Genomic DNA, 20,550 nt, shown 5'->3' on the forward strand with positions numbered 1-20,550 from the left:
TGCAGTGGGGCGTCTCGATCGGTTCTCGGCTCGGCGTCGTCGCTTCAGTGTGTGCTCGGGGTGGGCAGTCCGTCCGTGAGCGGAGGCGGAGTGTTGCCGACTCCGCCGTCGGGCGTCTCGGCGACCTCGACCGGCAGCCCGTCGATCGTGGCGTCGGGCACGGTCACCAGCGGCGTGTTCGTGATGAGCGCGTTGGGCACGGATCCGCGGCCGATCGCGTCGACCGACGACGTGCCCATGGCGACCTCGGACGGACCGAGGATCGCCCCGTCGCTCAGCCGCAGATAGCTGGGCGCCTCGTTGATCACCATGCCGAGGGCTGCCGCGTTCGCCGCCAGGTACTGCGGCGAGCTGAGCCCCGCGACGTCGTCGTAGAGGATCTGCTTCTCGTAGGTGAGGTCGCGCTGCTCCTTCGTCAGGGCGGCGATCTCGTAGGTCCCCTGCGTCGTCATGATCGACAGCGACATCTGGGCGGCGCCGATGAGGAATGCCCCCAGCACGGCGACGATGCCGTAGAAGAGCTTCGGACGACGGCGGCGGGCCGGAACGTCGAGTACCCGTAGACGGCGGCGCGGGGCATCCGTCCGCTCCGGGGCGACGGCCCGCCCGAGGCGGGCGCTGGTCGTGGCGTTCGCGATCGTGCTCATGAGGCGGCCTCCACGTGCTCGGGCCTCACGCGCTCAGCGGCGCGGAGGCGCACCGGCGTCGCGCGCGGGTTGACCGCGCGCTCCTCGTCGGTGGCGAGCTCGGCACCTTTGACGAGCAGTCGGAACTTGGGCGCGTGTTCGGGCAGCTCGACGGGCAGCCCCTGGGGCGCGGTCGACGCCGAAGCCTCGGCGAACGCACGCTTGATGAGGCGATCCTCGAGGGACTGGTACGACAGCACGACGATGCGGCCGCCGACCGGCACGATGCCGAGGGCCGAGGGCACGGCGCGCTCGAGCACCGACAGCTCGCGGTTGACCTCGATCCGCAGCGCCTGGAACACGCGCTTGGCAGGGTGCCCCGTGCGCTGCACGGCGGCCGGTGTCGCCGCCTGCAGGATCTCGACCAGCCGGCCGGACCGATCGATCGGCGCCTCGGCACGTGCGGCGATGATCGCACGGGCATAGCGGCCCGCGAGCTTCTCCTCGCCGTAGCGCTCGAAGATGCGCCGCAGATCGCCTTCGCCGTAGGTGGCGAGGATGTCGGCCGCCGTCGTGCCCGCTGACTGGTCCATGCGCATGTCGAGCGGTGCATCCTGTGCATACGCGAAGCCGCGGTCGGCGACGTCGAGCTGCAGCGACGAGACGCCCAGATCGAACAGGATGCCGTCAGCCGCGGCGAACCCGCTGGCTCTCACCGCATCTGCGATCCCGTCGTAGACGGTGTGCACGAGGTGCACGCGGTCGCCGAAGGGGGCGAGACGCTCCCCCGCGATGCGGAGGGCGTCGGTGTCGCGGTCGAGGCCGACGAGCTGAAGCTTCGGGAAGCGCTGCAGGAACGCCTCGGAATGCCCGCCCATGCCGAGCGTGGCATCGACGAAGACGGCGCCGTCGCGCTCGAGAGCGGGAGCCAGCAGCTCGATGCAGCGCTCCAGCATGACCGGGGTGTGGATGTCGCGCAGGTTCATAATCACCTGGCAGTCCTGGTCCCCAGGCCCTGATCCCCATCCGCTCCGACCTGGCACCGGGGAAGTGGCGACAGGGCACGAGCAGCTGGGAGTCACGGCCGAGGGCTCAGAACAGGCCCGGAATCACCTCCTGCTCCAGCTCGGCGTAGCTCTCTTCGTTGGCCTCGGCGTAGGTGTTCCACGCCGTGGCGTCCCAGATCTCGGCATGGGCGCCTACGCCGGTGACGACGAGGTCGCGCTCCAGGCCGGCGTATGCGCGCAGCGGAGGGGGGATGGTGATGCGGTTCTGGCTGTCGGGCTTCTCGGCGCTCGCGCCGGAGAGGAACATGCGCAGGAAGTCGCGCGCCTGCTTGTTCGCAAGAGGCGCCTCGCGGATGCGGTCGTGCACCCGTTCGAACTCCTTCTCGCTGAACACGTACAGGCAGCGATCCTGTCCGCGCGTCACGACGACACCCCCACCAAGGTCGTCGCGGAACTTCGCCGGGAGGATGACGCGCCCTTTGTCATCGAGCTTGGGTGTGTGCGTGCCCAAAAGCATCGGTACATCACACCCCCTTCGTCCGGCCCCCCGGGTTGTGCGCCACTTTACTCCACTCTCCTCCACTTCGCTACCGATTTGTGATCTGGCGCTCCCCCACGGCCCTCCCGGCGGGATGTATGGGCGGCGCGCGGGCAACAAAAAAGCACCGACCCGAAGGTCGGTGCTTCTCGTGCCGATTCAGGCGGCGGGGACGCTCAGCGCTCCTCCTGCCGCTTGTCCCAGCGGTCGTTCATGCGGTCCATGAACGAAGAGCTGTTCTGGGGTTTGGCCGGCCGGTCGGGCTCGACGCGCATCTTGCCGGGACCGCGGCCCGGCGTGACGGCGAGGAGCACCCCGCCCAGCATCACGACGAATCCGATGACGCCGACGACGATCAACTGCTGCGACACCCCGACGATGAGACCGCCGAGTCCGAGCAGCACGAGGATCGTGCCGTAGACGATGTTGCGATAGCTCAGAGTGCGTCCGTCGCGGGGCGCGCTGACGACATCCGCGTCGTTGCGCATGAGATGGCGTTCCATCTCGTCCAGCAGGCGCTGCTCCTGTTCGGAGAGTGGCATGCTTCCCCCTCTGTACTTCGGTGGCTCGATTGTACGCGTGCCGTTCCTCACTAGGCTAGGCCCGTGTCCGCCCCTGTTGAGCCGATCGAAGCCATTTCCCAGCGAGTGGACATGTTCATCTCGGCTCAACGCCGGAGTGTGGCCGACGCGGGCCCCGAAGCGGCGCGATTCGTCGCCGCGGGGGCGGCTGCCGTCACCGGCGGAAAGCGTCTTCGCGGACGTTTCTGTCTCTCCGGGTGGAGGGCAGTGGAGGAAGCCACGGGGCCTGCTGCCACACCACCCGCCCCGGTGATCGCCGCGGCCGCCGCCCTCGAGGTGTTCCACGCGGCAGCCCTCGTGCACGACGACCTCATCGACAACTCCGACACGCGCCGCGGCCGCCCGTCGGCGCATCGCGCCCTGGAGGCCGGACACCGCGGCGCGGGCTGGCTCGGCGATGCCGACGCCTTCGGCCGCTCGGGCGCGATCCTGCTCGGCGATCTCCTCGTCGCCTGGAGCGACGACCTCCTCGAGGAGGGCCTCGCCGAGACCTCCCCCGAACGCGCCTCGGCCGCGCGGGGCCAGTACGCGCTCATGCGCCGCGAGGTCACCCTCGGGCAGTTCCTCGACGTCGCCGAGGAGTCCGCGTTCGCGAGCGAGCCCGACGACCGGCACGCCGAGCGGGCGCTGCGCGTGGCATCCTTCAAATCCGCGCGCTACAGCGTGCAGCAGCCGCTCGCGATCGGCGCGGCGCTCGCGGGAGCGGATGCTGCGCAAGCGGCCGCGCTGGCCGCGTTCGGGCATCCGCTCGGTATGGCGTTCCAGCTGCGCGATGACGTGCTCGGCGTGTTCGGCGACGAGGCCGCGACCGGCAAGCCGTCCGGCGACGACCTGCGCGAGGGCAAGCGCACCGTCCTCATCGCGTACGCCCGGGAGGCACTCGCGCCCGCCGCGCGCCGCATCGTCGACGAGCTCGTCGGCGACCCCGATCTCGACGCCGACCAAGTGGCGTCACTTCAGCGGACGATCATCGACACCGGGGCGCTCGACCGCGTCGAGCGGCTCATCGCCGACTACGCCCACGAGGCCGATCGCGCCCTCTCGGGGGCACGGCTGGGCAACGCGGCCGTGGGAGAGCTGCGCGACCTCGCGCGGGCCGCGACCGTCCGCACGACCTGAGTCAGGCGAGGGTGCGCGCGACCCGGCGGACCTCGCTCTTGCGCCCGGCGAGGAGCGACTCGATCGGGGCATGGCCGAGGGACTCCTCCGGAGACAGCAGCCAGTCGATCGCCTCGTCGTCCGAGAAGCCGGCGTCATGCAGCACGAACACGGTGCCCCGCAGCGACGACAGGGGGTGCCCGTCGACCACGAACACCGACGGCACCTTGAAGACGCCGTCGCGCTTGGACCCGACGAGGTAGTAGTCGTCGAGCAGCCGGCGAACGCGGCCGAGCGGTTCGCCGAGCACCTCCACGAGGTCGGGCAGGGTGAGCCAATCGGTCTCGAAGCGCGGAGCGGCGTCAGAGGTCACGAAAGCAACTATCTCAGATCGGATCGGGCACTCGTCCACCGCACTCTGGCCACATCAGTAACAGAAACCCCTCCCTATAACACCTGTTGACACCAATAAACATCCGTGACACGGTTCTCGGAGTCGACTGAGGGGGGAAACTCGTGCGACAGGTCCGCAGTACCAGGAGTCGTGTCCAGCAGGCCGGCATCCCGTCGCGCGTGCTCCTCACCGGTGTGCCGGTGGCCGTCGCCGGGACGATCGCCCTGACACTGTCGGCGGTGCCCGCTCATGCGGCGACGACGGATGCTGCGCCCCTGAGCGTGCCGCGTACGTTCGGTGCGACGGCCGCGAGCGTCCCCCGGGTCGCCGCACTGCCCGCCGTTCGCGTGACCACCGAGACCGCACCCGCGACGTACACCGTGCAGCGCGGCGACACCGTGAGCCGTATCGCGGCGCGCTTCGGGCTCCGCACCAACGACGTGCTCGCGCTCAACGGGCTCGGATGGTCGTCGACCATCTATCCGGGCCAGGTGCTCAAGCTCAGCGCGGCGGCCGCCGCCGCTCCGGCGCCGGCTGCCCCCGCACCGGCCCCGTCCACCGGCACGTACACGGTGCAGCGCGGCGACACGGTCAGCGCGATCGCCAAGCGGCACGGCACCACGACGAACGCGGTGCTCTCGGCCAACGGGCTCGGCTGGTCGTCGATCATCTACCCCGGGCAGACCATCAAGATCCCCGGCGCGGCCGCGCCCGCGGCATCCGCTCCCGCTCCGGCACCTGCCCCTGCGCCCGCTCCCGCGCCGAACACGTCGGCGGGCGGTTCGCACACCATCGCGGCCGGCGAGACGATCAGCTCGATCGCGAAGCGGTACGGCGTGACGACGAACGCCGTGCTCTCGGCCAACGGGCTCGGCTGGTCGTCGATCATCTACCCGGGGCAGACCATCAAGATCCCGGGCTCGGCGCCGTCGGTGCCCGGGCTCACCGCCGAGCAGGCCGCCAATGCGCAGCTGATCGTCCGCATCGGCCGTGAACTCGGCGTCTCGAACCGCGGCATCGCCATCGCCCTCGGCACGGCGATGCAGGAGTCGTCGCTGCGCAATGTGACGTTCGGCGACCGCGATTCGCTCGGCCTGTTCCAGCAGCGTCCCAGTCACGGCTGGGGCACCGCCGCGGAGGTGCAGGATGCCGCGCGCGCGACGCGCGTCTTCTTCGGCGGCGCCGGCGACCCCAACGGGTCGCGCACGCGCGGACTGCTCGACATCCCCGGCTGGGAGAGCCTGACCTTCACGCAGGCCGCTCAGGCCGTGCAGATCTCGGCGTACCCCGACGCGTATGCCAAGTGGGAGGCTTCGGCCCACTCCTGGCTCGCGGCGCTCGGCTGAGCCGAGGCATCCGTCACAATGCGGTCTCGCCGGGTGAGCCGCTCCGCCGGCTCGCAGGCGCGGATCCGTAGACTCTCAGGGTGAGCACGAGTCAGCAGACGGACCCGCTGATCGGCCGTCTGGTCGACGGCCGGTACCGGGTGCGTGCTCGCATCGCCCGGGGCGGGATGGCCACGGTGTACGTGGCGACCGATCTGCGCCTGGAGCGGCGGGTCGCACTCAAGGTCATGCACTCGCATCTGAGCGATGACACGGTCTTCCAGAGCCGGTTCATCCAGGAGGCCCGCGCGGCCGCCCGCCTCGCCGATCCGCACGTCGTCAACGTGTTCGATCAGGGCCAGGACGGCGACATGGCGTACCTCGTCATGGAGTACCTGCCCGGCATCACGCTGCGCGAGCTCCTGCGCGAGCAGCGCCGGCTGACCATCCCGCAGGCGGTGTCGATCCTCGACGCCGTGCTGTCGGGCCTCGCCGCCGCACACAAGGCCGGCATCGTGCACCGCGACGTCAAGCCCGAGAACGTGCTCCTCGCCGAGGACGGCCGCATCAAGATCGGCGACTTCGGCCTCGCCCGGGCCACGACCGCGAACACCGCGTCGGGCGCGCAGCTGCTCGGCACGATCGCGTACCTCGCCCCCGAGCTCGTCACGCGCGGCACGGCCGACGCCCGCAGCGACATCTACGCCATCGGCATCATGCTGTACGAGATGCTCACCGGCGAGCAGCCCTACAAGGGCGAGCAGCCGATGCAGATCGCGTTCCAGCACGCCACCGACTCGGTGCCGCGCCCGAGCGTCAAGAATCCGGGCGTTCCCGAGCCGCTCGACGAGCTCGTGCTGTGGGCGACCGAGAAGTCGCCCGACGAGCGGCCCGTCGATGCGCGCGAGATGCTCCAGCGTCTGCACGACATCGAGCGCGAACTGGGCATCTCCCCCGTCGTCACCCGCACCGGCCCGATCGGCATCGTCCGCGACGACATCGCCGCGACCGGCGAGCTCACGGCGGTGCTGCCCGGAACCCCGACCGGCCCCATCGCGACGATGGCGGAGGTCGACAACGCCGGCCGGCTCCGCCGCGCCACGCAGCGCCGGCGGTCCCGGGGCGCCTGGCTCATCGTGCTCGCGCTCGTGCTCGCCGCTCTGGCGGGCGGGCTCGGGTGGTGGTTCGGATCCGGACCCGGGTCGATGGTCGCCGTCGCCGATGTCACGGGCATGAGCTTCGACGAGGCATCCGCACGCCTCCAGCAGGACTCCCTCGTCGCCGTGCAGCAGGGCGAGTACAGCCTCGAGGTCGCGACGGGCCAGGTCATCCGCAGCGACCCCGGCGGGGGCACCCGCGTCGACAAGGGCGCCGAGGTGAACGTCTACGTCTCGCTCGGCCCGCAGGAGGCGACGTTCCCGTCGTTCTCGGGAATGCCCGACGCCGACGCGCGCGCGGCTCTCCAGGCCCAGTCCGTTTCCGTGCCCGACGAGAGCGCCAAGTTCTTCACCGACGCCGCCCCGGATGTCGTGATCGGCGTGGTCATCCGCCCCGCGGGTGCGCCCGAGGACGGATCACAGGACGTCGCGTGCATGGACGGCTGCACCGTCCACCAGGGCGACACCGCACGTCTGCAGGTGTCACTCGGGCCGATCCCGAACGTCTCGGGCGAGAGCGAAGGCAAGGCGCGCAGCACGCTCGAGGGTCTCGGGCTCGTCGTCGCCGACCCCAGTCAGACCGAGTCCAGCGACTCGGTGAAGGCCGACCGCGTCATCCGCATGATCGGCAAGGAGGACGGCAGCCCGCTCGCGCCCGGCGACACCGTGACCCTCGTCGTGTCGACCGGTCCCGCGCTGTTCGAGGTCCCCGACTTCGAGGACATGACACTGGCCGAGGCTCGTCAGGCCGCGGCGGACGCCGGATTCACGATCGACTACGACGACCGCTGGGACGCCTTCCCCGACCCGTTCACCAAGGTCGAGTCGCAGAAGCCGGACGCCGGCGACATGCAGCCCAAGGGCACCGTCATCTCGCTGCGCATCGCCGCCGCCCTCTGACGTATTCCCGGCGCCCCCTCGGGGCGCGGTCGGCGCAGAGGCGGTCTCTCCTGCCCATCGCGACGAGACCTCACAACAGCACCGTGAGGCGCCCAGACACGGTGCTATCGTGCGGTCTCGCGGCTCAGACTCTGGGCGCAACAGACGGCCGGGGTGGGGGATGCCGCGGGCAGCAGCATCCACTCATCTCCCGCCCATCGCGACGAGACCTCGCAACAGCACCGTGAGGCGCCCAGACGCGGTGCTATCGTGCGGTCTCGCGGCTCAGACGCTGGCGCACCAGACGGCCGGGGTGCGGGATGCCGCGGGCAGCAGCATCCACTCATCTCCCGCCCATCGCGACGAGACCTCGCAAGAGCACCACAAGGCGCGAGGACCCGGTGCTATCGTGCGGTCTCGCGGCTCAGGGCGCGCCTCACGCGGGCGGCGAGGGCGGAACAGTCCGGGTCGACGTCGTCGGCGCCGATCAGGAAGACTTCGTATCCCGCATCCTGGAACAGCTGCACGCGTGTCAGATCGCTGAGCCACCTCTTGCGCGAGCTGCGGTGCTCCTCCCCCTGATACTCGATGAGCAGCTTCCGGCTCGGATACCCCAGGTCCGCGTGCCGCCGCCCTTCAGTGGTCTCCACCGGCACTTGCACCTGCGGTTCGGGCAGCCCGTGTGCGACCAGGCCGAGCCGCGTCCGCGTCTCGTACGGAGAGTCCACCGGAGAACGGGCGTCGACGAGGGCCCGGCGGAGCGCGGCGGTGCCTCTCCCTCGACCACGGCGGGCGATCGCGGCCTCCAGGTCGTCGACGGTGCACCGCGGTGTGCCCCGCGTCCCGTCGGGTTGCCGCTTACCGGTCAGGAGGTAGTCCGCGGCCGCGACGAGCCACTCGTGCGCGATCAGCGCGCCGCCGACGACCGCGCCGCGCTGAGCAAGCTGGCACCAGACATCGGCAGGCGAGACCACCGGAAGCAGATCGAACATCTCCCGCTGCACTGGATCCGCAGCCGTGACCCAGCCGATCACGCCGGCGTGGCGTAACGCCACGCGAGTTCCGACTGACAGGACATGCAGCCCTTCGGTCGCCGAGTACGCCGGCTGGAGCGGAATCCCCCAGATGCGCGCCGCCGTCCGATGACTGAACCAGTGCGCCGACCCCAACGCAGGGATGAGCCGCTCGCAGCGAGCCATGATGTCGTCATCGACCGCGGACTCCGCCGCGATGTGGATCCCGTGATGCGGATTGACGACATCGCTCCCGCGCAAACGTCCCCGGTCGACGCCAAGCTCACGTGCCTCCGCAGTCGTGAAAGCGAACCCTTTGAGCTCATCAGGGAGTTTTCGGCGCGGCATCCGTCGATCCTGCCGCGCCGGCGTCAGCGGAAGCGGAGATTGTCCACAACCCCGACGCGAGACCGCGCAACAGCACCGTCGCCCCCAGGTCTGCGGTGCTATCGCGCGGTCTCGTTGCCGGGGGCCGGGACGGCGTCACACAGAACCGCTGAGCGGCGAGGATTCCGGATGCTGTGGGCCGAGGCATCCGTCTCCCCACGCAATCGTGACCAGACGTCACAACAGCACCGTCGAGCCTGCGCCGGTGGTGCTACTGCGCGGTCTCGGCATCAAGACCAGGGCTCGCGCGGACGGCCAGAACCTCGGGAACTGGACACGACGGGGGGCGAGCCAGCGGAGGCGGCGGGAACAGAGAGATCCCGGATGCCTCTTGTCGAGGCATCCGGGATCTTCTTCGTGTCAGGCGCGAGAGGTCAGCGCTTCTCGAGCTCCTCGGCGACGAGGAAGGCGAGCTCGAGCGACTGCATGTGGTTCAGGCGCGGGTCGCACAGCGACTCGTAGCGGGTCGCGAGGGTGGCCTCGTCGATCTGCTCGGAGCCGCCGAGGCACTCGGTGACGTCGTCCCCGGTGAGCTCGACGTGGATGCCGCCGGGGAACGTGCCGACCGAGCGGTGCGCCTCGAAGAAGCCGCGGACCTCGTCGACGACGTCGTCGAAGCGACGCGTCTTGTAGCCGGTCGGGGTCGTGATGCCGTTGCCGTGCATCGGGTCGGTCACCCACAGCGGGGTCGCGCCCGAGTCCTTCACGGCCTCGAGGAGCGGCGGCAGTGCGTCGCGGATCTTGCCGGCGCCCATGCGCGTGATGAACGTCAGCCGGCCGGGCTCGCGGTTCGGGTCGAGCTTGTCGATGAGCGCGAGCGCCGTGTCGGGCGACGTGGTCGGGCCGAGCTTGACGCCGATGGGGTTGCGGATCTTCGAGAAGTAGTCGACGTGCGCGCCGTCGAGTTCGCGGGTGCGCTCGCCGATCCACAGGAAGTGCGCCGACGTGTTGTACGGCGTGTTCGTGCGCGAGTCGATGCGCGTCATGGGCCGCTCGTAGTCCATGAGCAGGCCCTCGTGACCGGTGTAGAACTCGACCCGCTTCAGCTCGTCGAAGTCGGCGCCGGCGGCCTCCATGAACTTGATGGCGCGGTCGATCTCGGTCGCGAGGCGCTCGTACTGCTGGTTGGCGGGGTTCGACGCGAAGCCCTTGTTCCAGGAGTGCACCTCGCGGAGGTCGGCGAAGCCGCCCTGCGTGAACGCGCGGATGAGATTGATGGTCGACGCGGCCGTGTGGTAGCCCTTGAGCAGCCGGCTCGGGTCCGCCTTGCGCGACGCCTCGGTGAAGTCGTAGCCGTTGACGATGTCGCCGCGGTAGGCCGGCAGCGTGACGTCACCACGGGTCTCGGTGTCGCTCGAACGGGGCTTCGCGAACTGACCCGCCATGCGGCCCATCTTGACGACGGGCATCGAGGCGCCGTACGTGAGCACGACGGCCATCTGCAGCACCGTCTTGATGCGGTTGCGGATCTGCTCGGCGGTCGCCCCGGCGAAGGTCTCGGCGCAGTCGCCGCCCTGGAGCAGGAACGCATTGCCCGACGCGGCACGCGCGAGGCGGTCGCGGAGGTTGTCGACCTCACCGGCGAAGACGAGCGGCGGCAGGGTCGCGAGTTCCGCGGATGCCTCCGCCACCGCGTCCGCGTCATACCACTGCGGCTGCTGCTTGATGGGCAGGGTCCGCCAATGGTCGAGTGCGTCGAGGTGCTGGAGCATCCCCCGATTCTAGCCGCGGGACGCAGGGCACCGGCGCCGCGTGACGACCGGCCACTCCGCGTTCAGCGGGTCTTCGTCTTGAGCCGGTCCTTGACGGTCGACGCGTACACGTCGTCGTACTCCTGCTCCCCCAGCCGCTGCAGCGCGACCATGATCTCGTCGGTGATCGAGCGCAGGATGTAGCGGTCGCCCTCCATGCCCTCGAAACGCGAGAAGTCGAGGGGCTCGCCCACGACGATGCCGACCCGCACGATCCGAGGCACCGTGGTGCCGATCGGCATCATCGTGTCGGTGTCGACCATGACCACGGGCACCACCGGCACGTGCGCTTCGAGCGCCATGCGCGCGATGCCGGTGCGGCCGCGGTAGAGCTTGCCGTCGGGGCTGCGGGTGCCCTCGGGGTAGATGCCGAGGAGGTCACCCCGACCCAGCACCTGCAGTCCCGTGTTGAGGGATGCCTCGGACGCCTTGCCGCCCGAACGGTCGATGGGGAGCTGACCCGTGCCCTTGAAGAACATGCGGGTCGCCCAGCCCTTGAGACCCTTGCCGGTGAAGTAGTCGCTCTTGGCGAGGAACGCGACCGGCCGGTCGAGCATGAGCGGCAGGAAGATCGAGTCCACGAACGAGAGGTGGTTGCTCGCGAGGATCGCGGCTCCCTCGGCGGGGACGTTGCGACGGCCGACGATCCACGGGCGCCAGATCGCCTTGACGATCGGTCCGATGACCACGTACTTCATCAGCCAGTAGAACATCGCGCTACGCCTCTGTCCCCGCGAGATCGGCCGCTCCGATGAGGCCCGCGTCGTTGACGAGCTTCGCGATCTTGAAGGTCGCGATCGGCCGATCTCCGTAGCCCGGCAGCGACTTCTCGTACGCGACGCGCATGGGCTCGAGCAGTGCGTCGCCGAGCTGGGCGACCCCGCCGCCGATGACGAAGAGCTCGGGGTCGAGCACCGCCTGGAACCCGCCGCACGCCTCGCCGAGCGCGGTCGCGACGCGACGCAGCGCCTCGGCGGCACCAGGGTCGCCCGCGAGCACGAGGCGCGACACCGCCGGTCCGCTGATCTTGCCGTTCTCGGCGCGGTGGGCCGCCAGCGCAGCGCCGATGCCGCCGCCGTCGGCGATGTCGTTGGCCTCGCGCTGCAGAGCGCGGCCCGACGCATACTGTTCGAGGCATCCGTGCTGACCGCAGCCGCACAGGATGCCGTCGCGGATGAAGCGGATGTGACCGAGCTCGGCGGCGACGCCGTGACCGCCGCGGAAGAGCTCGCCGTCGAGGACGATGGCGCCGCCGACTCCGGTGCCCATCGTGAGCATCACCATGTGCTCGACGCCGCGGCCGGCGCCGAAGCGGAACTCGGCCCACCCGGCGGCGTTCGCGTCGTTCTCGATGGTGACCGGCAGGCCGATGCCCTCTTCGAGCGTGGCCTTCAGCGGCTCGTTGTGCCACGCGATGTTGGGGGCGTGGATGACGGTCGCCCGGTCGCGATCGATGAAGCCGGCCGCCGCGACGCCCACGGCGGCGACGTCGTGCGCGCCGCGGAAGTAGCGGGCCATGTCGACCACGGCCTGGGCGAGCGCGGCGGTGTCGGTGGGGGTGTCGACGCGGAGCTGTTCGACGATGGTGCCATCGGAGTCGACGACTCCGCCCGCGATCTTGGTTCCGCCGATGTCGATGCCGACCTTGAGCACGTTCTCCCTCTCCATCCGCCGCACGCGCGACAGCGCCTTGCAGTCTATCCAGGCGGTGCTCTCCACATCCCCCGCTGAGTCTGATGTGACACCTGATTAGACTCGGATGAGATCCACCCGAGATTAAGTCGTCCGGTACCGAAGGAGCTGCCGTGGTTCAATTCGAAGTCCCCGCTATCGTCCCCGCCGACCCGCAGGCGAATATCACCGACCTCCTGGTCGAGCGCGTCAAGGCGACGCCGAACCTCGCGCTGTTCGCCGTGCCAGAGGGCGAGGGATGGCGCGACATCACCGCGGCCGAGTTCCAGAAGCAGGTCATCGCGCTGGCCAAGGGCTTCGTCGCGGGCGGCATCGAGCCCGGCGACAAGGTGGGCTTCATCGCCCGCACCACCTATGAGTGGACGCTCGTCGACTTCGCGCTGTTCTATGCCGGCGCGGTCATGGTGCCGATCTACGAGACCAGCTCGAGCGCGCAGATCGCGTGGAACCTCACCGACTCGGGCGCCGTGGCGATCATCACCGAGCTTCCCGATCACACCGCACGCTTCGCCGAGGTGCGAGCCGAGCTGCCGCTCATCCGCTCCGCGTGGGAGATGCACAGCGGCGACCTCGACAAGCTCGTCACCGATGGCGCCGGCGTCTCGGACGACGAGATCGAGCGACGCCGCAACATCGCCAACGGCGCCGACATCGCCACCCTCATCTACACGTCCGGCTCGACCGGGCGTCCCAAGGGCTGCGTGCTGACCCACAGCAACTTCGTCGAGCTCACGCGCAACGCCGCCCGCTCCAACCGCGAGGTCTTCGAGACGCCGGGAGCCTCGACGCTGCTGTTCATCACGACGGCCCACGTGTTCGCGCGGTTCATTTCGATCCTCGACATCCAGGCGGGTGTGAAGACGGGCCACCAGCCCGACACGAAGCAGCTGCTGCCCGCCCTCGGCTCGTTCAAGCCGACGTTCCTCCTGGCCGTGCCGCGCGTGTTCGAGAAGGTCTACAACTCGGCCGAGCAGAAGGCCGAGGCCGGCGGCAAGGGCAAGATCTTCCGCGCCGCCGCCCACACCGCGATCGAGCACTCCCGCCTTCAGCAGGAGGGCAAGAAGATCCCGCTCGGCACGAAGATCAAGTTCGCGCTCTTCGACCGGCTGGTCTACTCGAAGCTGCGCACCGCGATGGGCGGACGCGTCGCCTTTGCGGTCTCGGGCTCGGCACCGCTCGGCCCGCGACTCGGCCACTTCTTCCACAGCCTCGGAGTGAACATCCTCGAGGGCTACGGCCTCACCGAGACGACGGCACCCGCGACGGTCAACCAGGCGCGCAAGTCCAAGATCGGCACCGTCGGTCCCGTGATCCCGGGCGTGGGCGTCCGTCTCGCCGAGGACGGCGAGATCCAGGTGCGCGGCATCAACGTGTTCAAGGAGTACTGGCGCAATCCCGAGGCGACCGCCGCCACGTTCGACGGCGACTGGTTCAAGACCGGCGACATCGGCGCGTTCGACGACGAGGGCTTCCTCACGATCACCGGTCGCAAGAAGGAGATCCTCGTCACCGCGGGTGGCAAGAACGTCGCGCCGGCCGCGCTGGAGGATCCCATCCGCGCCAACCCGATCGTCGGGCAGGTCGTCGTCGTCGGTGACCAGAAGCCCTTCATCGGTGCGTTGGTCACGCTCGATCCCGAGATGCTTCCGGCGTGGCTGTCGAACAACAGCCTTCCGGCCGACATGTCACTCGCCGACGCCGCGAAGAACGACGCCGTGCGTGCCGAGGTCCAGCGGGCGATCGACATCGCGAACAAGAACGTGTCGCGCGCTGAGTCGATCCGCAAGTTCGTGATCCTCCCCACCGAGTGGACGGAAAGCAGCGGACACCTCACGCCGAAGATGAGCATCAAGCGCAACGTGATCCTCGAGGACTTCGCGTCCGACGTCGCAGAGCTCTACTCGGTGCCGGTGAACACCACCAACGTCTCGCTCAGCTGAGCTCAGAAGAAACAAGAGAGGAGCGGATGCCGGGGACCCCGGCATCCGCTCCTCTTCTGTGTCTCAGAACCAGTCGGACTCGCGGATCTCGCGCATCGCGACGCGACGCTGCTCCTTCGTGAGCCGATCGAGGTACAGCGTGCCGTCGAGGTGATCGGTCTCGTGCTGGAGCGCCTGGGCGAGGAGGCCCTCGCCCTCGAGCACGATCTCATTGCCGTCGAGGTCGATGCCGACGACCTTCGCCCGCGGGTAGCGGACGGCGTCGTGCCAGAGGCCGGGCACCGACAGGCAGCCCTCGCCGATGGCCTCGGGCTCTCCGGACACCTCGACCAGCACCGGGTTCAGGACGTAGCCGATGTCGCCGTCGATGTTGTAGCTGAAGGCGCGCAGCCCGACGCCGATCTGCGGCGCGGCCACGCCGGCGCGGCCAGGCAGCTCGACGGTGTCGACGAGGTCGCGAACGAGGGCGCGCACGCCGTCGTCGATCTCACCGATAGGGGTGCTGACGGACTTCAGGACGGGGTCGCCGAAGACACGGATGGGACGGACTGCCATCGGATGCCTCAGGCCGCCGATGCGAGCGAACGGAGGCCCTCGACCACGGTCGCGGCGAGCTGACGCGCGGCCTCGCGCGTCGCGGGCTGCAGCTCGCGGAACACGATGGCGCTGCCGGCCGCGATGTGCGGGTCGTACGGCACACGCACGACCGCGCGCACGCGGGTGCGGAAGTGCGATTCCAGCTCGTCGAGCTGGACGAGCGGATGCCCCGGCCGCGCGTTGTTCAGCACGACCACGGCGCTGCGCACCTTGTCGGCGTAGCCGTTGGTCTCGAGCCACGTCAGCGTCTCGGAGGCGAGACGGGCCTCGTCGACGCTCAGGCCGGCGACGATCACGATCTGGTCGGCGAGGTCGAGTGTGGCGCCCATCACGGAGTGGACGATGCCGGTACCGGTGTCGGTGAGCACCACCGAGTAGTAGTGGGCCGCGAGGGCCGCGACATCCCGGTAGTCGGCGTCGTTGAACGCCTCCGACACACGCGGGTCGGTGTCGGACGCGACCACGTCGAGGCGCGTCTCGTCGCGCGCGACGATGCCCGACAGGTCGTTGAAGCCGACAACCTCGGGGCTCATGCGCACGAGATCGCGCACGGTCTTGCCGCTGTCACGGGTGATGCGCTCGGCGAGCGTGCCGCGGTCGGGGTTCGCGTCGATGGCGATCACGCGGTCGTCGCGGGCGTCGGCCAGCGCCTGGCCGAGCAGGGTGGTCACCGTCGTCTTGCCGACGCCGCCCTTGCGCGACAGGACCGGGACGAATCGGGCGCCGCCGGTGAGCGGGGCCGCGATGCGACGGTCGAGGTCCTTGCGGGCCTTCGCACGCTTGCTGTCGCCCAGGTTGATGCGCTTCCCCGAGATCGAGTACAAGAAGTGCTGCCACGCGCCCTCGGGCTCGGGGCGGATCACCTGGTGCGGGTCGAGCAGCCGATCGGCGGTGAGCAGGTCCGCGGTCTCGCGGCCGGCCTCGAATTCGCCGAGGCGCTTCGAGGTCAGGGCGACGTCGCCGCGCGGGAAGCCCGCACGCTCGACGGCCGTGCGCTCCACGACCGGCTGGGCGCCGGTGTGGTTGGCCTCGCGGCGGGTGGCGGGCGTCGGGCCGGTGGCCGTCTTCGCGGCGGCGGCCGCAGCCGGGACCGACGGCCGGGCGGGCGCCGGCTTGGGCGCTGCCGGCGCCGGAGTCGCGGCTGCCTTGTCGTCGTCGGCCGGGGTCTTGGCGCTCATGGGCTCCTCCACGGGGTCGTCGGTCGCCATGACATCGTCTCCCGTTGCGGCGTTCTCCGCCAGCGCGGCCTCCACGCCGTCCTCGGCGAGCTCGAGGTCGAACTCGGCCGGATCGAACTCGCCGTCGAAGTCGGCGTCCTCGAAGTCGACGGCGTCGAAGTCGGCGATCGCGAACTCGTCGACGGCCGGCTCCGCGGGTGCGGGCTCGGCCGCTACGGGTTCCGCCTCGGGCTCGTCGGCGACGGCCTCAGGCTCGTCGGCGTCGGCGTCGGCGTCAGGCTCGTCGGCGTCAGCCCCGGGCTCGGGCTCCTCGGAGAACGGCTCCTCGGAGACCGGCTCGAGCTCCTCGACGTCGGCCGTCGGTTCCTCGGCCACGGGTTCAGGCTCGGCCACGGGCTCAACCGCCGGCTCGGGCTCGGCCTCGTCGACCACGTCGGCGTCCTCGACGTCGAACTCGGCCTCGATCACCTCGACGATCTCGGCGTCGGCGATGTCCTCGACGGGCGGCGCCGGGGCGAAGCCCTCGCCCTCCACGGTCCACTCCTCGAGGCCGGCGGCGTTCTCGACGATCTCGGCCTCGGTGGTGTCGGTCGAGAACTCCTCGATCGGAGCAGCCTCGAAAACCGGGAGATCGGCGTCGGCCGGGATCTCGATCACGAAGGGGACCTCGTCGTCGATGACGCCGTCGTCCTCACGGGCGTCGTCGGATTCGGAGGGCAGCTCGACGTTCACCTGCGCCGTCGCACCACCCAGGATGCCGAGACCGGTCGTGTCGATGCTTCCGGTGTCGGACAGCACGCCGTTCTCAGGCTCGTCGGGCGTGTGTTCGATGCGATCGGGCGTCACTGCGGAGCTCTCCTGAAAAGACGGCGTTTCGGGCGGATGCCGCCCTCCAGGTTACTGCGCCGGACGGATGACGACCAAAAGGTCGCCGGCGTCGACCTGCGCGGTCTCCGCGATCACGAGGCGCTCGACGACGCCGTCGACGGGTGCGGTGATCGCCGCCTCCATCTTCATGGCCTCGATCGACGCGACCGGCTGGCCGGCGTTGACGGTGTCACCGGCCTTCGCCTTGAGGGTGACGACGCCCGAGAACGGCGCTGCGACCTGCCCCGGCTTCGAGGTGTCGGCCCTCTCGGCCTGGCGCGCCTCGACCTTGATGCTGCGGTCGCGCACGAACACGGGCCGCAGCTGGCCGTTGAGGGTCGTCATGACGGTGCGCATGCCCTTGGGATCGGCTTCGCCGATCGCCTCGAGACCGACGTACAGCTGCACGCCCGGGTCGATCTCGGCGACGTGCTCCTCCCCCGGCTTCAGCCCGTAGAGGTAGTCGGGAGTGCCGAGCGCGGTCAGGTCGCCGTACGTCTCACGGTTCTTCTCGAAGTCGCGCGCGGGGCCGGGGAACAGCAGGCGGTTGAGGGTGCGACGGCGCGTCGCGGCGTCGCCCGCAAGACCTTCCTGCTCCTCCGCCGTGAGCGGCGGGATGTCGATCGAGATCGTGCGGCCCGCGAGCACCTTCGTGCGGAAGGGCTCGGGCCAGCCGCCAGGAAGGTCGCCCAGCTCGCCCGCCATGAAGCCGACAACCGAGTCGGGGATGTCGTAGTTCTGCGGATTCTCCTCGAAGTCGGCGGGATCGGCGCGCACCGCCACGAGCGCGAGGGCGAGGTCGCCGACGACCTTCGACGACGGCGTCACCTTCGGGATGCGACCCAGGATGCGGTCGGCGGCGGCGTACATGTCCTCGATGAGCTCGAAGTCGTCGGCGAGGCCGAGGGCGATCGCCTGCTGGCGCAGGTTCGACAGCTGCCCGCCCGGGATCTCGTGGTGGTACACGCGGCCCGTCGGCGACGCGAGGCCCGACTCGAACGGACGGTACAGGTGGCGGACGCCCTCCCAGTACGGCTCGAGGTCGCTGACCGCCTGCAGGCTGAGGCCGGTGTCGCGGTCGGTGTGGGCGAGCGCGGCGACCAGCGCAGAGAGCGACGGCTGGCTCGTGGTTCCCGACATCGGGGCGGCTGCAGCATCCACCGCGTCCACTCCCGCGGCACTCGCCGCGAGCAGCGTCGCGAGCTGACCGCCCGCGGTGTCATGCGTGTGCAGGTGCACCGGAAGGTCGAAGTTCTCTCGCAGAGCCGCGACGAGCTTCGCCGCGGCCGCCGGACGCACGAGGCCGGCCATGTCCTTGATGGCGAGGATGTGCGCGCCCGACTCGACGATCTGCTCCGCGAGGCGCAGGTAGTAGTCGAGCGTGTACAGCTTCTCGGACGGGTCGAGCAGATCAGACGTGTAGCAGAGCGCCACCTCGGCGATCGCGGTGCCCGTGGAGCGCACGGCGTCGATGGCCGGACGCATCTGCGACACGTCGTTCAGGGCGTCGAAGATGCGGAAGATGTCGACGCCCGTGGCGGCCGCCTCGCGTACGAAGGCGTCGGTCACCTCGACGGGGCGCGGCGTATAGCCGACGGTGTTGCGGCCGCGCAGCAGCATCTGGATCGGGATGTTCGGCATCGCGGCGCGCAGCGCCTCGAGACGCTCCCACGGGTCCTCGGCGAGGAAGCGCAGCGCGACGTCGTAGGTCGCGCCGCCCCAGGCCTCGACCGACAGCAGCTGCGGCGTCATGCGGGCGACGTGCGGGCCGACGCGGACGAGGTCGCGCGTGCGCACCCGGGTGGCGAGCAGCGACTGGTGCGCGTCGCGGAAGGTCGTCTCGGTGACGGCGAGACCGCTCTGTGCCCGCAGCGCCCGGGCGAAGCCCTCGGGGCCGAGTTCGCGCAGGCGGTCGAGCGTGCCGGCGGGCGGCGGCGACGAGAGGTCGATGGCGGGCAGCTTGCTGCCGGGCGAGACGGACACGGGCTTCTCGCCGTACGGGCGGTTGACGGTGACGTCGCCGAGCCAGTTGAGGAGCTTCGTCGCACGGTCGCGCGACGGGTTGCTCGTGAGCAGCTCGGGCCGCTCGTCGATGAACGAGGTGCTGACGTCGCCCGCGACGAACGCGGGGTCGTCGAGCACCGCCCGGAGGAACGGGATGTTCGTGGCGACACCGCGGATGCGGAACTCGGCCAGGGCACGACGGGCGCGCGCGACGGCGGCCGGGAAGTCGCGACCTCGGCACGTGAGCTTCGCGAGCATCGAGTCGAAGTGCGGGCTGATCTGCGAGCCGGCAGCGGTCGTGCCACCGTCGAGACGGATGCCCGCGCCACCGGGCGACCGGTACGTGGTGATGCGCCCGGTGTCGGGACGGAAGCCCTGCGACGGGTCCTCGGTCGTGATGCGGCACTGCAGCGCCGCACCCCGCAGCTGGATGCGGTCCTGCGTCAGGCCGAGGTCGGCGATCGTCTGGCCGGCGGCGATGCGCATCTGCGACTGCACGAGGTCGACGTCCGTCACCTCCTCGGTGACGGTGTGCTCGACCTGGATGCGCGGGTTCATCTCGATGAAGACGACCTCGCCGGTGCGGGGGCCGGCGGTCTCGAGGAGGAACTCGACGGTGCCGGCGTTCTCGTAGCCGATCGACCGCGCGAACGCGACCGCGTAGCCGTGGAGCGCGTCGCGGATGGCGGGGTCGAGGTTCGGCGCCGGAGCGATCTCGATCACCTTCTGGTGGCGACGCTGCACCGAGCAGTCGCGCTCGAAAAGATGCACGGTCTCGCCCGTGTTGTCGGCGAGGATCTGCACCTCGACGTGACGGGGCCGCTGCACCGCCTGCTCGAGGAAGACACGGGCGTCGCCGAAGGCGCTGCCCGCTTCGCGCATGGCCTCGGCCAGCGCGGGCGCGAGCTCTTCCTTGCGCTCGACCCGCCGCATCCCTCGTCCGCCGCCCCCGGCGACCGCCTTCACGAAGATCGGGAACCCGATGTCATCGGCTTGGGCGAGCAGCGCGTCGACGTCGTCCGACGCGTCGGTGGAGCGCAGCACGGGCACGCCCGCGGCGACCGCGTGCTGCTTCGCGGTGACCTTGTTGCCGGCCATCTCGAGCACCTTCGAGGGCGGTCCGATGAAGGCGATGCCGTTCGCGGCCGCCTTCTCGGCGAGCTCGGGGTTCTCGGAGAGGAAGCCGTAGCCCGGGTAGATGGCGTCGGCACCGGCCGCGAGAGCGACGCGGACGATCTCGTCGACATCGAGGTACGCGCGGACCGGATGGCCCTTCTCACCGATCTCGTACGACTCGTCGGCCTTCTGACGGTGCAGGGAGCCGCGGTCCTCGAAGGGGAACACCGCCACGGTGCGCGCCCCCAGCTCATACGCGGCGCGGAATGCCCGGATGGCGATCTCGCCTCGGTTCGCGACCAGGATCTTGCGGAACATGAGACCTCCGTGTGCGGCGGCGCAGCAGGGCCCGAAAAACGGGCTGAGTGTGCTCTCAGCCTAGGGGACGGTAACGTGGTGG

16 protein-coding genes are annotated in these 20,550 nt (G+C 70.2%); 4 read left to right on the plus strand and 12 right to left on the minus strand.

Features of this window, described 5'->3' with window-relative positions; translation table 11 throughout:
- Positions 1 to 44: 44 nt before the first annotated feature.
- The 4 genes from ACFC1K_RS15800 to ACFC1K_RS15815 form a co-directional block, all read right to left on the minus strand.
- Positions 45 to 647, minus strand: coding sequence for a hypothetical protein (locus ACFC1K_RS15800; RefSeq protein ID WP_310290302.1), 603 nt, complete (start codon positions 645 to 647; stop codon positions 45 to 47).
- The gene (gene rsmH, locus ACFC1K_RS15805) at positions 644 to 1,612 is read right to left on the minus strand and encodes a 16S rRNA (cytosine(1402)-N(4))-methyltransferase RsmH (RefSeq protein ID WP_310291758.1); all 969 of its coding nucleotides are present in this window, start codon (positions 1,610 to 1,612) and stop codon (positions 644 to 646) included. The genes ACFC1K_RS15800 and rsmH overlap by 4 nt, the downstream gene beginning before the upstream one ends.
- Positions 1,613 to 1,718: 106 nt before the next feature.
- Positions 1,719 to 2,150 (minus strand): division/cell wall cluster transcriptional repressor MraZ, encoded by a 432-nt coding sequence (gene mraZ / locus ACFC1K_RS15810; protein ID WP_056367092.1) that lies wholly within the window; start codon positions 2,148 to 2,150, stop codon positions 1,719 to 1,721.
- Between the two features lie 197 nt (positions 2,151 to 2,347).
- On the minus strand, positions 2,348 to 2,713 hold the full coding sequence (locus ACFC1K_RS15815) for a DUF3040 domain-containing protein (protein WP_310290296.1): 366 nt from the start codon (positions 2,711 to 2,713) through the stop codon (positions 2,348 to 2,350).
- Between the two features lie 111 nt (positions 2,714 to 2,824).
- On the opposite strand from ACFC1K_RS15815, the gene ACFC1K_RS15820 reads away from it, so the two are divergent.
- The gene (locus ACFC1K_RS15820; RefSeq protein ID WP_375872419.1) at positions 2,825 to 3,871 is read left to right on the plus strand and encodes a polyprenyl synthetase family protein; all 1,047 of its coding nucleotides are present in this window, start codon (positions 2,825 to 2,827) and stop codon (positions 3,869 to 3,871) included.
- Position 3,872: 1 nt separating this feature from the next.
- On the opposite strand, the gene ACFC1K_RS15825 is transcribed toward ACFC1K_RS15820, so the two are convergent.
- Complete coding sequence (locus ACFC1K_RS15825) at positions 3,873 to 4,223, minus strand: Rv2175c family DNA-binding protein (protein WP_310290292.1); 351 nt, start codon at positions 4,221 to 4,223, stop codon at positions 3,873 to 3,875.
- Between the two features lie 215 nt (positions 4,224 to 4,438).
- Between ACFC1K_RS15825 and ACFC1K_RS15830 the strand changes: the two genes are divergently transcribed.
- A complete protein-coding gene (locus ACFC1K_RS15830; protein ID WP_375872420.1) occupies positions 4,439 to 5,590 on the plus strand; it encodes a LysM peptidoglycan-binding domain-containing protein in 1,152 nt (383 codons plus the stop codon).
- A gap of 80 nt (positions 5,591 to 5,670) precedes the next feature.
- Complete coding sequence (pknB, locus tag ACFC1K_RS15835) at positions 5,671 to 7,626, plus strand: Stk1 family PASTA domain-containing Ser/Thr kinase (protein ID WP_375872314.1); 1,956 nt, start codon at positions 5,671 to 5,673, stop codon at positions 7,624 to 7,626.
- 383 nt (positions 7,627 to 8,009) lie between these two features.
- Here the strand turns inward: pknB and ACFC1K_RS15840 are convergent, their stop codons facing one another.
- The 4 genes from ACFC1K_RS15840 to ACFC1K_RS15855 all read right to left on the minus strand — a co-directional run bounded on the left by ACFC1K_RS15840 (position 8,010) and on the right by ACFC1K_RS15855 (position 12,409).
- Positions 8,010 to 8,966 carry a hypothetical protein gene (locus ACFC1K_RS15840; protein ID WP_375872315.1) on the minus strand — a complete coding sequence of 319 codons (957 nt, stop codon included), beginning with the start codon at positions 8,964 to 8,966 and terminating at the stop codon, positions 8,010 to 8,012.
- Between the two features lie 413 nt (positions 8,967 to 9,379).
- Positions 9,380 to 10,717 (minus strand): class II 3-deoxy-7-phosphoheptulonate synthase, encoded by a 1,338-nt coding sequence (locus tag ACFC1K_RS15845; RefSeq protein WP_375872316.1) that lies wholly within the window; start codon positions 10,715 to 10,717, stop codon positions 9,380 to 9,382.
- A 62-nt stretch (positions 10,718 to 10,779) separates the two neighbouring features.
- Positions 10,780 to 11,469, minus strand: a complete 690-nt coding sequence (locus tag ACFC1K_RS15850; RefSeq protein ID WP_310249578.1) for a lysophospholipid acyltransferase family protein — start codon at positions 11,467 to 11,469, stop codon at positions 10,780 to 10,782.
- Positions 11,470 to 11,473: 4 nt separating this feature from the next.
- Positions 11,474 to 12,409: an ROK family glucokinase gene (locus ACFC1K_RS15855; protein WP_310291752.1), complete on the minus strand. Its 936-nt coding sequence runs from the start codon at positions 12,407 to 12,409 to the stop codon at positions 11,474 to 11,476.
- A gap of 152 nt (positions 12,410 to 12,561) precedes the next feature.
- Here ACFC1K_RS15855 and ACFC1K_RS15860 point away from each other — a divergent pair, with 152 nt between their 5' ends.
- Entirely contained in the window at positions 12,562 to 14,388 is a 1,827-nt protein-coding gene (locus tag ACFC1K_RS15860; RefSeq protein WP_375872317.1) for an AMP-dependent synthetase/ligase, read from the plus strand.
- Between the two features lie 63 nt (positions 14,389 to 14,451).
- Here ACFC1K_RS15860 and def read toward each other — a convergent pair whose 3' ends face one another.
- From def to ACFC1K_RS15875, 3 genes are read right to left on the minus strand one after another with little or no spacing between them, the layout of a single operon-like run.
- Positions 14,452 to 14,943, minus strand: a complete 492-nt coding sequence (gene def / locus ACFC1K_RS15865) for a peptide deformylase (protein WP_056367084.1) — start codon at positions 14,941 to 14,943, stop codon at positions 14,452 to 14,454.
- 8 nt (positions 14,944 to 14,951) lie between these two features.
- Positions 14,952 to 17,009, minus strand: coding sequence for an AAA family ATPase (locus tag ACFC1K_RS15870; RefSeq protein ID WP_375872318.1), 2,058 nt, complete (start codon positions 17,007 to 17,009; stop codon positions 14,952 to 14,954).
- Between the two features lie 51 nt (positions 17,010 to 17,060).
- Entirely contained in the window at positions 17,061 to 20,468 is a 3,408-nt protein-coding gene (locus ACFC1K_RS15875; protein WP_375872319.1) for a pyruvate carboxylase, read from the minus strand.
- Positions 20,469 to 20,550 lie beyond the last annotated feature (82 nt).

The organism is Microbacterium sp. NPDC056057 (genome assembly GCF_042266945.1).
GTDB lineage: Bacteria > Actinomycetota > Actinomycetes > Actinomycetales > Microbacteriaceae > Microbacterium > Microbacterium trichothecenolyticum_C.

Coding starts and splice junctions, on each gene's coding strand:
- ACFC1K_RS15845 (WP_375872316.1), bottom strand. CDS start 10,717: ATGCTCCAGCACCTCGACGCACTCGACCATTGGCGGACCCTGCCCATC.
- ACFC1K_RS15815 (WP_310290296.1), bottom strand. CDS start 2,713: ATGCCACTCTCCGAACAGGAGCAGCGCCTGCTGGACGAGATGGAACGC.
- rsmH (WP_310291758.1), bottom strand. CDS start 1,612: ATGAACCTGCGCGACATCCACACCCCGGTCATGCTGGAGCGCTGCATC.
- def (WP_056367084.1), bottom strand. CDS start 14,943: ATGGCAGTCCGTCCCATCCGTGTCTTCGGCGACCCCGTCCTGAAGTCC.
- ACFC1K_RS15800 (WP_310290302.1), bottom strand. CDS start 647: ATGAGCACGATCGCGAACGCCACGACCAGCGCCCGCCTCGGGCGGGCC.
- ACFC1K_RS15840 (WP_375872315.1), bottom strand. CDS start 8,966: ATGCCGCGCCGAAAACTCCCTGATGAGCTCAAAGGGTTCGCTTTCACG.
- ACFC1K_RS15820 (WP_375872419.1), top strand. CDS start 2,825: ATGTTCATCTCGGCTCAACGCCGGAGTGTGGCCGACGCGGGCCCCGAA.
- ACFC1K_RS15850 (WP_310249578.1), bottom strand. CDS start 11,469: ATGTTCTACTGGCTGATGAAGTACGTGGTCATCGGACCGATCGTCAAG.
- ACFC1K_RS15875 (WP_375872319.1), bottom strand. CDS start 20,468: ATGTTCCGCAAGATCCTGGTCGCGAACCGAGGCGAGATCGCCATCCGG.
- mraZ (WP_056367092.1), bottom strand. CDS start 2,150: ATGCTTTTGGGCACGCACACACCCAAGCTCGATGACAAAGGGCGCGTC.